Below are 14,610 nucleotides of genomic sequence, written 5' to 3' on the forward strand. Positions count from 1 at the left end.
CATATGCAATTAAACATCCCGACGTGTCTCACCCTGTTTCGAGTCGTGCTCATCCCGTTCTTTGTGCTGGCTTTCTATCTGCCGTTCACCTGGGCGCCGCTGGCGACTGCACTGATCTTTGTTTTTGCTGCCATCACCGACTGGTTTGATGGCTTTCTGGCGCGCCGCTGGAAGCAGACAACACGCTTTGGTGCGTTTCTCGATCCGGTAGCGGATAAAGTGATGGTGGCCATTGCGCTGGTGCTGGTGGCGGAATATTTCCACGCCTGGTGGATTACGCTGCCCGCCGCCACCATGATTGCACGCGAGATCATTATCTCTGCGTTGCGTGAATGGATGGCGGAGATTGGTAAACGCAGCAGCGTGTCGGTTTCCTGGATTGGTAAAGTGAAAACCACTGCCCAGATGTTCTCACTGTTTGCCTTGCTGTGGCGTCCTGATGCCACCGTCGTGGCGATTGGTGTGGTGGCGTTATACATTGCTGCCGTGCTGACTTTCTGGTCTATGTTCCAGTATTTAAGCGCCGCGCGCGGCGATCTGCTCGAACCGTGATCGATACGATTTAAAAAGCAGCAAACGGACGCGCTGTGAGGATAATTTTATTGACTCATTGCGTCATCTAAGTAGAATGCATCGCATCGAACGGCAGCCAGGCTGCCAGAAGATAAATAAAATCAGCAGGTTCGACGAAATTGCTGAATTGCGGGAATAGCTCAGTTGGTAGAGCACGACCTTGCCAAGGTCGGGGTCGCGAGTTCGAGTCTCGTTTCCCGCTCCAGATTCGCAGGTCAGGTTAACCTGACGGCACATCAGTTTAAGGCGCGTTGGCAGAGTGGCTATGCAGCGGATTGCAAATCCGTGTACCTCGGTTCGACTCCGGGACGCGCCTCCAGTTACACCCTGCCCGGGTGGTGAAATCGGTAGACACAAGGGATTTAAAATCCCTCGGCTGTAAGGCTGTGCGGGTTCAAGTCCCGCCCCGGGCACCATATTTCTGCCGAAGAAAATCTAATAAAATAAAAGCAATATGCAGTAATGTCGTAACCGCCCAAGGGCGGTTTTTTTGTGCCTGCCATCTGGCGGATACAGCGACTGCAACCTCCGTTTAGCGGTATAAGCCGGCATCAGCCCCGGGAGCTGAACACCAGCTCATCATCAGTATCACTCACCAGCACCATCCGTTGCGCCTCGCCGCTGGAAGAGACAAAGGTCACTTCATGTCCGATGCTGATATCATCAAAGGCGTCGGTCGGCTGTGACTGCTTCCGGATCTCCAGAACCATCCGCGAGGGGTAGGGTTTATCATTGACCTTATCAATATGATAATTGGCGGTAAAATTCAGTTCGGGTTGATCAACCACGTAAAATTGTCCTGAAGGCATAGTCTTGACCTCTGCATAATGTTGCCATAAGTCCCGGTCGGAACAGGCTGCCTGAAACTTAAGGTTAGCTGAATAATCAATGCCTACAGGCGGCGGCACCTCTTTTTTGATTTCGTACGACGGTTGCAAAAATACCTGCCGCTTGCGCTTGCCTGGTCAGAGAGACGTACTACGCTTCCTGTTCACACAGCGCGGCTTTTCCAGGCACGCCATTCGGGCATGGTATAAAGGTATTACTGCAACTCTTAACGGGTTGACGATGCGGGTTCAACTCCTGCTGCCCGGTCCCTCTCCTGCATCTGCGTAAACGCCAGCCTTATCCCTTTAGGGGTTCTGCCGATCCGTCCCAATTACATCCGATTTCACTCATTTTTGCGGCCTGTGTCGAACTCTGTAACCTGTTGAAACGGTGTGGTTTACCGTATTGTGGTAGCTATTGTTTGCCGCCGCAGAGAATTAACGCCAATGATTACACCTTTTACACCTGACTTAACTGAACCGGCGGCCCCCCCGGTTATCGGTGTTGTCGCCAGCCAGTTGCTCAATCCCTATCTACAAAAAATGCTGGACGAAGTGATGCGCCAGCTTAACGCGCGCGGTGTTATCACAGTGCTACTGAGTGCTGAAACCGACGTCACGCTGAACGCACTCATCCGGCAGGCTATACCGCTCGGGCTGCGTGGTTTGCTGTTACTCCCCGGTAACCGCGTTACTGATGCCTGCCATTTGCCAGTGCTTCAGATTGACGCTGAGCCTGAACTGCAGGCGGATGCACTGCGGGCGGGTGAGGTGACAGCGGAATTATTGCTTAAACAGGGGCATCAGCGGTTTGGCTTTATGCAGGCTCAGCCAGGCGCACTGGCGCAAAAACAGGGCTATCGCGCCACTCTGCTGGCGGCGGGCATGGCGCTGAACGCCGAACTGACTGTAGGTAGTGATGATCGTGACTGCGCTTACCAGGCGATGATGTCTTATCTGAAAAAGACACGTGCTGCTGAGCGTATCCAGGCACTCTTCTGTGAAAGCGACCTGATGGCCTTTGGTGCAATGCAGGCGATTCGGGATTTTGGTCAGGGCATCCATCTGGCAGTGGCAGGTTTTGGTGATAGTGAGGAAGCCCGCAGTTCAACCTGGCATCTTACCAGCTGGTCACCTGACATCCGGCAGATCGCTGGCCGCGCGCTGGATCGCTGGCTGGGACAGCAGGCAGGCAACAGCAGTGCTGAAGAGCAGGAGCAATTACAGCGGCGTCACTCTCACGCAGGCAAAGTGCTGCCGGGTGAGATGTCAGCCTGCGGCTGCGCCTTCCGGCATTAACCAGCCCGCAACGCAGGCTGGCAGAATATTGTCAGGCCTGCGGTTGTCCTGCCGGACCGCTGCCGCCAGGTGCGCCCACCGGCTGCTGTCCGCCAGGTGGCGGCGGTGGCGGGGCATCTCTGCCCGGTGGCGGCGGTGCACAGGCCGTAAGCGTGGCGAGGATAGCCAGTGTGGATAACAGATAAGCAGTACGTTTCATCGTAATTCCCCGATCAGGTAAGCGGAACGTTGAGTATAGAGAATCGCAACAAAATCGCCCGGAGAGGGCTAAATCATCAACACACATGGCAAATTGTCGACGATTATTTGAGACGCCTCGCAACTCGTGCATGCTGGCAATGCGTTTCAGACCGGAGCGCGCTAAGGTAGCGCTTCATTTAAGAGGAGTCGTTATGAATGGCATGATGAAGTTCGTCCGCGGGTGGCTGGTGTTCTCTGTACTGTGGGGCGTATTCATGTGGTTTATGTCATGGCATCAGCAGGGCAAAGAGCCTGGTCTGGCGATTCTGACAAGTCTCTACGCCGGTTTAATCTACCAGGCGCTGATTACCATGGTTGGCCGCTACCGCGCGCGGCGGCAACAGGCTGAGTGAGTTCTGCTGCCGGAGAGGCAGCAGAATGGCGTTTTTAGCCGAAATTACCAGTCAGGCGCTGATGGAAGTCCGTGCTGCGTGGATCCAGCCCCTCAATGGTTACCTCTGCGCCATAACGCTGATAGCGATACTCAATGCCATCCAGCGCCGCGACGCTGGACGCATCCCAGATTTGCGCGTGCGTTAAATCGATAGTGACCTTTTTAGGGTCATGGGCATAATCGAAATGCTCGAACAGATCGTTGCTGCTGGCGAAAAACAGCGGGCCGCGCACCACATAGCGCACCGACTCGCCATCTTCGCTCAGCTGACGCTCCGCATGAATAACGTGCGCAATACGGCGGGCAAACAGCAGCATAGCCAGAATTACCCCAGCCAGAACGCCCAGAGCCAGATTACCTGTCCAGACAGTCACCGCTACCGTCAGCACCATAATCAGCGTCTCTGACCACGGCATACGTTTCAGGGTAGCGGGTTGCAGGCTATGCCAGTTAACGGTTTTCACGGCCACCACCATCATGATCCCGGCCAGTACCACCATCGGGATTTGCGCCATAATCCTGCTCAGTCCGGTCACCAGTAACAGCAGCACCAGACCGGCGGCTACGGTGGAAACCCGGCTACGCGCCCGGCCCAGCTCAACATTGACGATGGTCTGACCTATCATCGCGCACCCGGCGATACCGCCATAAAAGCCCGCCAGAATATTCGCCACACCCAGACCCCAGGATTCACGACGCTTACTGGAGGGGGTATCGGTCAGGTCATCGACCAGTTTGGCGGTCAGCAGTGACTCCATCAGCCCGACAAAGGCGATGCTCAGGGCCGTGGGCCAGATAATCTGCAGGGTCTGCAGGTTAAGTGGCACCAGCAGGCTGTTAAAACCGGGCAGACCGGGACTCATCGGCCCTTCATCGCCCACGTTCGGCATGCGATAGCCCATTAACAGCGCGACGGCAGTCACTACCACAATGGCAACCAGCGGTGAAGGAACACTTTTTATCAGACGCGGCAACAACAGCACGATAGCCAGTGTGACGGCAAAGAAGAGCCACACCAGTGATGACTGCCCCCAGACGTGCGGCACCTGAGCAAAGAAAATCAGCACGCCGAGCGCATTCACAAATCCCAGCATCACCGAGCGGGGAATATAACGCATCATGCGCGCCAGACCAGCCACACCAAACAGAATCTGAATGACGCCGCCCATCACCACCGCGGGCAGAATATATTCAACGCCGTGCAGATGGACCATCGGCCCGATAACCAGCGCCACTGAACCCGCAGCCGCTGTTACCATCGCCGGGCGTCCGCCCAGTATCGACAGGGTCAGGCAGAGCACCACCGAGGCGACGAGGCTGACTTTAGGGTCTACACCGGCAATAACGGAAAAGGAGATCACTTCAGGGATCAGCGCCAGCGCGGTAATCACCCCGGCCAGGCATTCGCGGGTCAGCAGTGCAGGCGAACGCAGAACGCGCCCTACACTGATATCGCCCGCCACAACGTCGGTTGCGGCAATATCATTGGTTTGAGTCATAAAGGATTGCAGGCTCTTTAGTTATTTTGCTCCCGCGCGAGGGGCGGGAAGATCAGGATAAACAGTGAGGGGCAGATAGTACCGGGCGACTGGCGAAGATACCAGAAAAAGGCGGATGACTCCCTCCTTGGAGTCGATGCTACAGTGAAAAATCGTCCGGGGTTTTATGGACCACCAGTTCAAGCAGCTGTCGATAGATATCCAGTAATTCCCTGTCGCTTTCCAGCTCCAGCCGATGAATAAGCTTTGAGATAATCGCTTTATTGTTCACTGGCATGCCTGACTGCAAAATTTCCGCAACCAGGATACCCAGCATCTCCATCTCGCTGGCGGGTTTATTGGCGGCAGGATTAAAATAATCAGCGATTTCCTGATTGGTCCGGGGAAGAATATATTGCATGTGTAAGCCCTTCAGAACAGCCCGATTCCGGTTCGGATGTCAGGACAAAAGCGATCAAAAAAACCACCGCATGGACAGATGCGATGGTACCAGTGTCACAAATTGAACAGAAAAAATAACCTCTGAAGGTGGAAATCCACTGACACCTTCAGAGGCGACGCAAGTGCATCATTCGTTACAGAGTCGCATGACAACTCGTGGCAGTAAACTTATACAATGAAGCCCAATCTGTACAAACGAATTCTTTAACAAAGTGTGCTATTTGCCACTTATCAGCAGCTTATAAGGACTATTCCGAAACGAAAGCTGTACAAATAACCTGTACAAACGGCGGGGCTGAGGGGCGGGAGGGGCAAAAACGGGAAGCCATGGCCAGCTTCCCGCAAAAAGATTAGCTGAATAGCGCCAGTTTTGCCGTCAGCTTTCGCAGGGCTTTTTTATCGCCGACGATGGCGACGCCCAGCAGGCGCCACTGCTGACGCGGTTGCTGCCGCAGGACGGCGCTCAGCGCCTGATAATCGGTGGTGGTCTGGCCCTCTTCCGGAAACAACACCAGATCGTATTCAGCCTGTTCGCACTGTTCCCGCAATGCACTGAGCTGTTCTTCAGTCGCGGCCAGCACCGGAATCCCGGTGGTGATCAAACCTGGGGAAGGGCGCCTTTCAGCATCCTCCAGGGTGTCGCCAACCAGCGCCGGATGTCGCTGTCCCAGGGTTAATGCCATCACGGCGGCAGCATTGGTGGCTTTGCCTGGCGGCAGAGCGGCATTGAGTATCATCACACAGCGTGGGTCTTGCATTGCGCTTCTCCTGATTAAAAAAGCGCATTGTGGCAAGTGGCTTAACCCAGGTCTGGAAGATTTGTGCAGGCGTGCTGATAACGGGATGGGGTAAGCTGGCAGGCGCGTTTGAACCAGCGGCCCAGGTGACTCTGATCGGCGAAACCCAGCGCGGCTGCCACATCGGCGACGGGCTGACCCTGCGCCAGCTGACGACGCGCCTGGCTCAGCCGCCACTGCACCAGCCAGGCGTGGGGCGGCAAACCCCAGTGAGCCTGGAACAGGCGCGATAACCGGAAGCGATCCACCTGCAGGTGCTGCGCCATCTGCTCCAGGCCGGGATTATCCGCATGATGGGCAATCAGCCAGTCACGCGCCTGCAGCGCCAGCCGGGCATCTTTATCCGGTGTCTGAGCGGGCAGTGACCACTGCCGGTGCGGAGTAAGCTGACCAAACATCCGGTCCAGCGCCGCCTCTTTGATGATGGCGGGATGGTTGTGCCACAGCGCATCAAACGCATGCCAGACGGCATAAGCCAGTGGACGCTCGTCGCGCAGCGTGGCGGCAAAACGTAGCTCACGCAGTGAGGGTTTATCAGCCAGCATCGGAGCCAGGTGCTGCGCAATCTGCTGCGGCGAAAGATAGAGCATCCGGTAGGTAAAACCGCTGTCGTTGATGGCATCCCCGTCATGCAGCTCCTCCGGCTCCAGCATAAAGACCGTGCCTGGTCGGCTCTGATGCTGTTTGCGCCGCGAATGAAACTGCTGTACACCTTGCTCGGTCACGCCAATCAGATAACTGTCGTGCCAGTGAGGATCATAGGCGTGTCCGGTAAAATGGGCGCGTAGCGCCTCGATACCGCTGACGGCGTCACGGCGCAGATCGACCCAGTTTGCTGATGCCTGTTTCATGTTATCCGGCTCCCGGTTGCGGCCTCTGGACATTCTGCCGCGATCCACTAATTTTTAACAGACCGGACGCTTTTCATTGGCGTTTCGCTTTGCGTATAATAACGCCACCACTCAATTAGAACTCTTACTATTAGGCTGCTAACATTTGTCTCAGCACACGCGTACCTTTACCCACTTATTGCATCTGACCGCACATGCCTGGCGCCTGGCGGTGGATCGTCACCTTAAAGATAGCGGCTTAAGCATGAGCAGCTGGATGGCCATCGGGCTGATTGCCAGTGAGCCGCAACGCATGACCCAGACCGAGCTGGCACAGCTGCTGGGGCTGGAAGATGCCAGTATGGTGCCGCTGGTGGATCGGCTGGTGAAACAGTCACTGCTGATGCGGGTACAGCCGCCAGAAGATCGACGTAAGCGTCATCTGGTGCTGACTGAAAAGGGTAACGAAGCGTTCGCCAAAGTGAAAACCGAGGCTGACGCACTCCGTACTGAAATGCTGGCCGATATTGACCCTCAGGATCTGGCCGTGACCGAGCGCGTATTGCAACAACTCCTGAGCCGCATGGGAAGTATGTAGCAGTGGCAAAGCGAAATCCCTACGCTGCACGCGAGTGGTTGCCGCACGAAAAACCGATGCTGCCGGGATCGCCCTCGACGCCGCTGCATCCGATGCCAAAACGCCTGGCATTTGGCCTGATCGGTTTACTTATCTCGCTGACCGGTGCGCTGAGTAACGCGCTGGTCACGGCGAATCTGGTCAACCTGCAGGGTACCTTTGGTGCCTGGTCGAATGAGATTGCCTGGCTGCCTGCGGTCTATGTGATGGGCAACATCTCTATTAACCTGCTGCTGGTGAAATTCCGCCAGCAGTTTGGCCTGCGTGTCTTTACCGAGGCGTTTCTGGTGCTGTATGTACTGGTGGCTTTTTTCCATCTCTTCGCCAACGATCTCAGTTCGGCGATCATTGTGCGCACCGCTCACGGTATGGTGGCTGCGGCGCTCAGCTCTCTGGGCATCTACTATCAGGTACAGGCCTGGCCTGCGAAACATCGCCTGAAAGCGCTGGTGATTGGCCTGACGGTATCGCAACTGGCTATCCCGCTGGCCCGCTTATTCTCTTCGGAATTGCTGCAGCTCAACGAGTGGCGCGGTCTCTATCTGTTTGAACTCGGTCTGGCGCTGATTGCGCTGGGCGGGGTACTACTGGTGAAACTGCCACCGGGCGATCGCATCAAAACCTTTGAAAAGATGGATTTCGTCACCTTTATCCTGCTGGCACCCGGTATGGCGCTGCTGTGCGGCGTACTGACGCTGGGCCGTATTGAGTGGTGGTTTACCACGCCGTGGCTTGGTATCTGTACCGCGATCGCCCTGACGCTGATTGTCGCTGCGATCGTCATTGAGCATAACCGGCGCAACCCGCTGATCAATACCCGCTGGCTCAGCAGCGGCATGATGGTGCGGCTGGGCATTGTGATGATCATGATCCGTATCGTACTGGCGGAACAGAACACCGGCGCAATCGGCTTTCTGCAGCAGATTGGCTTGCAGAACGATCAGATGCGCGGTCTGGCGCTGGCGATCATGGCCGGGGTTATTGCGGGCATCGCCGCCAGTGCGCTGACCATCAAGCCCAATCATCTTAACTGGCCGATTGTCACCTCGCTGGTGGTGATGATTATCGCCTCGCTGATGGATGCGCAATCCAGTCCGCTGACCCGCGCCAGCAATATGTATTTCAGTCAGTTTCTGCTGGGCTTCAGCAGCGCCTTTTTCATGGCACCCGCGATGCTGATGGGCATTGGCAGCGTGGTGACTCAGCCGAAAAATCTGGTGAGCTTTGTGGTGCTGTTTGGCATGAGTCAGAACCTCGGCGGGCTGATCGGCTCGGCTATTCTTGGCACGTTTCAGGTCTGGCGGGAAAAATATCACTCCAGCCTGCTGGGCGATCAGCTCTCACTGCTCGATCCCAACGTCACCGAACGGCTCAGCCAGTATAATGCGCTGTTTAATTCGCTGGTGGGTGACAACGTTCTGCGCGGCGCGCAGAGCACCAGCCAGTTACAGGTAATCGCCACGCTGCAGGCCAACGTGCTCGCCTATAACGACACCTACCTGTTAACTGCCGCGCTGGCACTGGTCACCCTGATGTGGGTGATCTGGCGTTTGACCCGTCGTCGTTATCTTGACTGGCGTCAGGCGCAATTTAACCTGCGTGAGCAGCAACAGCTGGCCGCATTACAGGAATCAACGGAGAAACAATGAGTCAGCAGGATGAGCTTCAGGCGGCGGAACGCGAACGCGCGAACCGCCGTCGTATTCTTTCTATCGCCGCAGGCAGCGGCATTGTGGTGATTGGCGTACTGGTTATTCTTTATGCCTGGCAACTCTGGCCCTTCACCAGCGCAATACAAAGCACCGAGAATGCCTATGTGCGCGGTCAGGTGACCTTTATCAGCCCGCAGGTTAATGGCTATCTCACCTCAGTCGAGGTGATCGATCTGCAGCCGGTGAAAAAAGGGCAGTTGCTGATGACGATTGACGACCGTATCTATCGCCAGCGGGTGCATCAGGCGCAGGCGCAGCTGGCGATGAAGCAGGCTGCGCTGAACAATAACCTGCAGCAGCGGCGTAGCGCAGAAGCGACCATCCAGAGCAATAAAGCGGCACTGGAAAATGCCAAAGCACAGGCGCTGAAAAGCGGCTTCGATCTGAAGCGTGTCGAAAATCTCACGGCGGATGGATCCCTGTCGGTGCGCGAGCGCGATGCCGCCCGGGCCGCAGACGCCCAGGCGCAGGCGCAGGTACGTCAGGCTGCGGCGCAGATCGCCGTCGCCCAGCAGAATCTGCAAACCGTCATCGTTAACCGTGACGCGCTGAAAGGCGATGTCGACAGCGCCCGCGCCGCGCTGGAACTGGCGGAGATCGATCTGGCTAATACCCGGATTACCGCGCCCGATGATGGCCAGCTCGGCCAGCTGGCGGTCCGCACCGGCGCCTATGTCACGACAGGTACGCGCCTGACCTCGGTGGTGACCAATCACAAATGGATTATCGCGAATCTTAAAGAGACCCAGCTGGCAAATATTCGTCCTGGCCTGCCGGTGACGATTCGGGTCGATGCGCTGGATGGCAAACGCTTTACGGGGCAGGTTGAATTTATCTCTCCGGCCGCAGGCTCAGAGTTCAGCGCGATTTCGCCCGACAACGCTACCGGAAACTTCGTTAAAATTGCGCAGCGCATTCCGGTTCGCATCCGCATCAATGACCAGAATATGCATCAGTTACGCCCGGGTATGTCGGTCGAAGTCAACATCGACACCGCCGCACAACCTGCTGGTGAGGGCGCGCCATGATACGGCGCGGCTTAATGGTAAGCGCGCTGGCACTCCTTCTGACCGGCTGCACCACGCAGGTTGAAAAGGCACCCGCCTCTCTGCCGATCCCCGACGCCTGGCGCAATAGTGTGGGGCCATCTGCTGCGCCGGAGGCGGAGTGGTGGCGTGCTTTTCATGATGAAAATCTCAACCGGCTGGTGACGCAGGCGCTGCGCAATAATCCCGATATCCTCACGGCGCGATCCCGGGTTGACCAGTATCGCGCCCAGCTGCGCGCCACGCAGGGCGATAACTTTCCGACCCTGAGCGCTGGTGTGGCCGCGACCCGGGAGCGTACGCTCTCGTCAGTGACGGGCCAGCCCTATGAAACCGATATTTTTCAGGGCTTATTACAGGCGAACTACGAGGTCGATCTCTGGGGAGCACGCAGCAGCAGCATCACCGCATCGCAGGCGAGTTTAGCGGCGCAGCAGGCCGCCGCGTCTGCCGCCGAGCTGACCATCGCCAGTTCGGTGGCGTCAGGTTATCTCAATCTGTGCGCGCTGGATGAGCAGTTGCGGGTCACGGAGGCGACGCTGGCGACCCGCAATAATTCGCTGAAGCTGGCACAGCGTCAGTTTGAAACCGGCTACACCTCCAGGCTGGAGTGGATGCAGGCCGCCTCGGAATATCAGTCGGCCAAAGCGCAGATGCCCCAGTTGCAGCACCAGATCACTCAGCAGGAGAATGCGCTGAGCCTTCTGGTCGGTATGAACCCGCGCAGCATCGCCCGTCGTCAGCAGTTTGACCAGATTTCACCGCAGCGGATGCCGTCGCTGCTGCCATCAGAGCTGCTCAATCGCCGTCCGGATATTGTGCAGGCTCAGCGTCAGTTACTGGCCGCAGATGCCAGCCTGGCATCGTCGCGCGCTAAGCTGCTGCCCGGGCTTAACCTCACCGCGACCGGCACTCTGCAGAGTTCGGTGCTGCACCAGCTCGCGGATGATCCGTTCCGGCTCTGGAGCGTGGGCGGCAGCATCCTGGCACCGCTGCTGAACCGTGAAGCGCTGACGGCGCAGGTGGATGTCTCAATGGCGACGCGAAATCAGGCACTTTATGGCTATGAAAAAGTGGTGCGCAACGCCTTCTCGGAAGTTAACGATGCAATAGACGCTATCAGGCAGCGTGAGGCACAACTTCAGGAGCTGCAAAAGCAGGAAGCTTATGTAACGGAGGCGCTGCGCATTGCCCGCAATCGCTATCAGAACGGCTACGCCTCCTATCTGGATGAACTCGATGCGCAGAGAACCCTGTTTTCAACGCAGCTGAATCGGGTGACTGTCAAAAATAACCTGCTGCTGGCGCAGATCGATCTCTACCGCGCGCTGGGCGGTGGCTGGACACCCGTCTCCACACAGTAATCCTCAGACCGATCCAGCCGCATCCAGAGTTTCTGCGGCCGGGATCGGCCTCTGCGCTGTCGCGGCGACTGCGTATATTCCCCGCTTTAATCCCCCAAATAACCCCCTAAAACCCATGCATACTTCTGCTTACCTGTCTTTACATTCGGTGGTATCATGCGCGGGTTTTAAGCCAGTCAGACGGAAAAGCGCACTGAAAGCTTAGCCTGCGCGAGGCGGATTAACCGTTTAACTTACTGATATGAAAACAAAAGAAGGGATTCATCATGAATAAAAAATTATTTTCACGCTGGCCGTGGTCGCTGCGTTATTAACCGGCTGTGCGCGCACTGCGCCGATTCATAACGTGAATCAAACGCTCACTCAGCGTTACAGCGACAACCAGATGAAACTGGCGATCATCGAAGCGGGTATTGGCCGGAAATGGGTGATGACTCCCGTTTCGCCTGGCGTGATCAATGGTCGTCTGGCCCAGCGTGATTTCGTGGCGACTATTCGCATCACGTATACCAGCCAGAACTACCGCATCGATTATGTCAGCAGTGAGAACCTGAAAGCGGAGCAGGGCGAGATCCACAATAACTACAACCGCTGGATTGCCAATCTCGATCAGGATATTCAGTTACGACTCTCTGCTCTTGCCGCTCAGTAATGCTTACGCTGTCGCAATGATGTGTCGACAGACGATCAAAGCATAAAGATCTCCGGCAGCCGGCCGACAAATCAGATGAGCTGCTATTGCTGAACCACTGAGTAACCCTCTACCGTGAAGGCCTGATGCGGAATCGGCAGAGGGTTTCCCGGACGCACTTTTTTTGCAGAGGGCCGGGATGACGCCCCGATGAACGCCGACGCCACACATATGACAAAAAGAGTGTTGAGATGAGACTCGCTTACTCACTGGTCGACTGGCAGGCTCTGGCTCCGGGATTACACGGGTGCGAGGGCTGGCAGCACTGGGCGCAACAGGGCACCGTCATAGACCCTAAAGAGGCGATGGCAAAGCCGCAATTTTTACCGATGATGACAGCACGTCGTCTGAGCGGCGGCAGTCGTGCGGCGGTAGAGTGTGGGCTGGCGCTGCTTGCGCGTCAGCAGGTTGACGCTATCGTGTTCACCAGTCGTCATGGTGAACTGGAACGTAATCTGCGTATCCTCACTACGCTGGCCGATCAGCAGTCTATGTCACCCACGGATTTTGCCATGTCGGTTCACAATTCGGCGGTCGGCAGCCTGACCATTGCAGCCAAAGCACCACTGGTCTCCACCTCAATCGCCGCCGGAGTCGACTCGTTTCAGCAGGGATTGATCGAAGTCAGCGCGCTGCATCAGGCGGGTTATCAGCAGGTACTGCTGGTCGATTTCGACGGCATCGTGCCTGACTACTATCTGCCGTGGCTGCCGGAACAGCGTGTGAACTTTCCCTATGCGGTGGCGCTGCTGCTGCGCCCGGGCGACCAGCTGCACTGCACTGGCCGTGCTGGCAGAGAGGAGAGGGCAGACACAGGGTTACCGCAGAGCCTGCGCTTTCTGCAGGAGTGGCTGGCGAAATCGCCCATCTTCAGCCTGCCGGGCGAACGCCTGACATGGCACTGGGAGAGACATCATGGCTGATTGTTCACAACCGGCGCACTACACCGGCAGCCGCATGAACTATTGCTGGCGGCTGGTGATGACGGCGGTGAGTTTTACGCTGTTTGGCATAGGCGGGCTGCTGCTGTCGCTGATTGGCTTCAACCTGCTGCTGCTGGTACAGCGCGATTCGCTGCGCCGCCGCCTGCTGGCCCGACGCGCTATCGCCTTTAGCTTCCGCTGCTTTCTGCGATTCTGCCGGATGACCGGGGTCTATGACTACCGGATTGAAGGCGCAGAGCTGCTGCAACAGGATCGCGGATGCCTGATTGTCGCTAATCATCCATCACTGATCGACTACGTGATGATCGCTTCAGTACTGCCAGAGATGGATTGTCTGGTTAAGGCCGATCTGCAAAAAAATCCCTTTATGCGTGGGGTGATCCGCGCCGCGGACTATCTGATCAACAGTGAAGCGGAGACGCTGTTGCCGGACAGTCAGCAGCGACTGGCACGCGGCGACAATATCCTGATCTTTCCGGAAGGCACCCGTACCCGCTACGGTCATCCACTGACTCTGCAGCGCGGGGCAGCCAATATCGCGGTGCGCGCCGGATGCGATCTGCGCGTGGTTCACATCACCTGTAGCCAGCGTATGCTCGATAAACAGAGCCGCTGGTATCAGATTCCGCCGGTTAAACCGCTGTTTACCGTGCGTGTACAAACGCGAATCGACAGTCAGTCGTTTTGTGAAAGCAATCCCGATGCGCAGCCGCTGGCCGCGCGTCGCCTGACCCGCCATTTACAGCAGGCGCTGGTCCCCCAGAACAGGTAAGACGAAAACCGGTATGGATTCATTAATTAACGATATCAAACAGATGATTATCGACACGCTCAACCTTGAAGATCTCAGTCCCGATGATATAGAGACCGACGCTGCACTGTTTGGCGACGGGCTGGGGCTGGACTCGATTGATGCACTGGAGCTTGGCCTGGCAGTGAAAAATCGCTACGGCGTGGCGCTGTCCGCTGAGAGTGAAACCCTGCGCGCCCACTTTTTCTCTGTTGCGACGCTGGCTGCGTTCGTCAACCAACAGCGCGGCTGAAAGCGGAGACAACCTTATGATGAACAAAGAACAGATCTATCAGGAAGTAGCTTCGCTGCTGACCAGCCTGTTTGAAATTGCGCCTGAGGATATCCATCCCGAGGCACGTCTGTATGAAGATCTCGAACTCGACAGCATTGATGCCGTCGATATGGTGGTTCATCTGCAAAAACGTACCGGCCGTAAGATTAAACCGGAAACCTTCCGCGCAGTGCGCACCGTGCAGGATGTGGTGGATGCCGTGGAACAACTGATGCGCGAAGACGCCTGATC

At 56.7% G+C, this 14,610-nt stretch carries 18 protein-coding genes and 4 tRNA genes; 16 read left to right on the forward strand and 6 right to left on the reverse strand.

All coding sequences use genetic code 11. From position 1 onward, the window contains the following. The first annotated feature begins 3 nt into the window (after positions 1-3). From pgsA to FOV68_RS08535, 4 genes are all read left to right on the forward strand, one after another. Positions 4-552, forward strand: coding sequence for a CDP-diacylglycerol--glycerol-3-phosphate 3-phosphatidyltransferase (gene pgsA, locus FOV68_RS08520; RefSeq protein ID WP_010246604.1), 549 nt, complete (start codon positions 4-6; stop codon positions 550-552). A 150-nt stretch (positions 553-702) separates the two neighbouring features. Next, positions 703-778: transfer RNA gene (locus tag FOV68_RS08525), tRNA-Gly, on the forward strand. A 40-nt stretch (positions 779-818) separates the two neighbouring features. Beyond that, positions 819-892, forward strand: a tRNA-Cys gene (locus FOV68_RS08530). A gap of 10 nt (positions 893-902) precedes the next feature. Beyond that, positions 903-989: transfer RNA gene (locus tag FOV68_RS08535), tRNA-Leu, on the forward strand. 135 nt (positions 990-1,124) lie between these two features. Here the strand turns inward: FOV68_RS08535 and FOV68_RS08540 are convergent. Next, complete coding sequence (locus FOV68_RS08540) at positions 1,125-1,361, reverse strand: hypothetical protein (RefSeq protein ID WP_227024292.1); 237 nt, start codon at positions 1,359-1,361, stop codon at positions 1,125-1,127. A gap of 234 nt (positions 1,362-1,595) precedes the next feature. Between FOV68_RS08540 and FOV68_RS24000 the strand changes: the two genes are divergently transcribed. Next, positions 1,596-1,668 (forward strand) — tRNA-OTHER (locus tag FOV68_RS24000). 179 nt (positions 1,669-1,847) lie between these two features. Next, complete coding sequence (locus FOV68_RS08545) at positions 1,848-2,699, forward strand: substrate-binding domain-containing protein (RefSeq protein ID WP_143990606.1); 852 nt, start codon at positions 1,848-1,850, stop codon at positions 2,697-2,699. 31 nt (positions 2,700-2,730) lie between these two features. Here the strand turns inward: FOV68_RS08545 and FOV68_RS24005 are convergent, their stop codons facing one another. Beyond that, positions 2,731-2,898 carry a hypothetical protein gene (locus FOV68_RS24005; protein ID WP_010246480.1) on the reverse strand — a complete coding sequence of 56 codons (168 nt, stop codon included), beginning with the start codon at positions 2,896-2,898 and terminating at the stop codon, positions 2,731-2,733. Positions 2,899-3,091: 193 nt separating this feature from the next. On the opposite strand from FOV68_RS24005, the gene FOV68_RS08550 reads away from it, so the two are divergent. Beyond that, the gene (locus FOV68_RS08550) at positions 3,092-3,292 is read left to right on the forward strand and encodes a DUF6404 family protein (protein ID WP_010669807.1); all 201 of its coding nucleotides are present in this window, start codon (positions 3,092-3,094) and stop codon (positions 3,290-3,292) included. Between the two features lie 34 nt (positions 3,293-3,326). Here the strand turns inward: FOV68_RS08550 and FOV68_RS08555 are convergent, their stop codons facing one another. The 4 genes from FOV68_RS08555 to FOV68_RS08570 all read right to left on the reverse strand — a co-directional run bounded on the left by FOV68_RS08555 (position 3,327) and on the right by FOV68_RS08570 (position 6,921). Further along, positions 3,327-4,832, reverse strand: coding sequence for a SulP family inorganic anion transporter (locus tag FOV68_RS08555; protein WP_143990607.1), 1,506 nt, complete (start codon positions 4,830-4,832; stop codon positions 3,327-3,329). A 139-nt stretch (positions 4,833-4,971) separates the two neighbouring features. After that, the gene (locus FOV68_RS08560; protein WP_010246474.1) at positions 4,972-5,232 is read right to left on the reverse strand and encodes a biofilm/acid-resistance regulator YmgB/AriR; all 261 of its coding nucleotides are present in this window, start codon (positions 5,230-5,232) and stop codon (positions 4,972-4,974) included. Between the two features lie 391 nt (positions 5,233-5,623). Beyond that, positions 5,624-6,031, reverse strand: coding sequence for a DUF2000 domain-containing protein (locus tag FOV68_RS08565; protein WP_039387486.1), 408 nt, complete (start codon positions 6,029-6,031; stop codon positions 5,624-5,626). 41 nt (positions 6,032-6,072) lie between these two features. After that, complete coding sequence (locus FOV68_RS08570) at positions 6,073-6,921, reverse strand: AraC family transcriptional regulator (protein WP_031594524.1); 849 nt, start codon at positions 6,919-6,921, stop codon at positions 6,073-6,075. A gap of 145 nt (positions 6,922-7,066) precedes the next feature. On the opposite strand from FOV68_RS08570, the gene FOV68_RS08575 reads away from it, so the two are divergent. The 9 genes from FOV68_RS08575 (at position 7,067) to FOV68_RS08615 (ending at position 14,608) form a co-directional block, all read left to right on the forward strand. Next, entirely contained in the window at positions 7,067-7,498 is a 432-nt protein-coding gene (locus FOV68_RS08575) for a MarR family winged helix-turn-helix transcriptional regulator (protein WP_031594525.1), read from the forward strand. Between the two features lie 2 nt (positions 7,499-7,500). Continuing rightward, positions 7,501-9,186, forward strand: coding sequence for an MFS transporter (locus FOV68_RS08580; protein ID WP_031594526.1), 1,686 nt, complete (start codon positions 7,501-7,503; stop codon positions 9,184-9,186). Further along, the gene (locus FOV68_RS08585; protein ID WP_143990608.1) at positions 9,183-10,277 is read left to right on the forward strand and encodes an HlyD family secretion protein; all 1,095 of its coding nucleotides are present in this window, start codon (positions 9,183-9,185) and stop codon (positions 10,275-10,277) included. Before FOV68_RS08580 ends, FOV68_RS08585 begins: the two co-directional genes overlap by 4 nt. Further along, positions 10,274-11,659: an efflux transporter outer membrane subunit gene (locus tag FOV68_RS08590; RefSeq protein WP_186289724.1), complete on the forward strand. Its 1,386-nt coding sequence runs from the start codon at positions 10,274-10,276 to the stop codon at positions 11,657-11,659. The genes FOV68_RS08585 and FOV68_RS08590 overlap by 4 nt, the downstream gene beginning before the upstream one ends. 277 nt (positions 11,660-11,936) lie before the next feature. Next, positions 11,937-12,311 carry a hypothetical protein gene (locus FOV68_RS08595; protein ID WP_143990609.1) on the forward strand — a complete coding sequence of 125 codons (375 nt, stop codon included), beginning with the start codon at positions 11,937-11,939 and terminating at the stop codon, positions 12,309-12,311. A gap of 230 nt (positions 12,312-12,541) precedes the next feature. Further along, positions 12,542-13,273, forward strand: a complete 732-nt coding sequence (locus FOV68_RS08600; RefSeq protein ID WP_143990610.1) for a beta-ketoacyl synthase chain length factor — start codon at positions 12,542-12,544, stop codon at positions 13,271-13,273. Further along, positions 13,266-14,066 (forward strand): 1-acyl-sn-glycerol-3-phosphate acyltransferase, encoded by an 801-nt coding sequence (locus tag FOV68_RS08605; protein ID WP_022625895.1) that lies wholly within the window; start codon positions 13,266-13,268, stop codon positions 14,064-14,066. The genes FOV68_RS08600 and FOV68_RS08605 overlap by 8 nt, the downstream gene beginning before the upstream one ends. A gap of 13 nt (positions 14,067-14,079) precedes the next feature. Next, positions 14,080-14,337: a phosphopantetheine-binding protein gene (locus FOV68_RS08610; protein ID WP_010669816.1), complete on the forward strand. Its 258-nt coding sequence runs from the start codon at positions 14,080-14,082 to the stop codon at positions 14,335-14,337. A 16-nt stretch (positions 14,338-14,353) separates the two neighbouring features. Further along, positions 14,354-14,608 (forward strand): acyl carrier protein, encoded by a 255-nt coding sequence (locus tag FOV68_RS08615; RefSeq protein ID WP_010246453.1) that lies wholly within the window; start codon positions 14,354-14,356, stop codon positions 14,606-14,608. The last annotated feature ends 2 nt before the right edge of the window (positions 14,609-14,610 follow it).

This window comes from Pantoea sp. paga, assembly GCF_007558755.1.
In the GTDB taxonomy this organism is placed as follows: Bacteria; Pseudomonadota; Gammaproteobacteria; order Enterobacterales; family Enterobacteriaceae; genus Pantoea; species Pantoea agglomerans.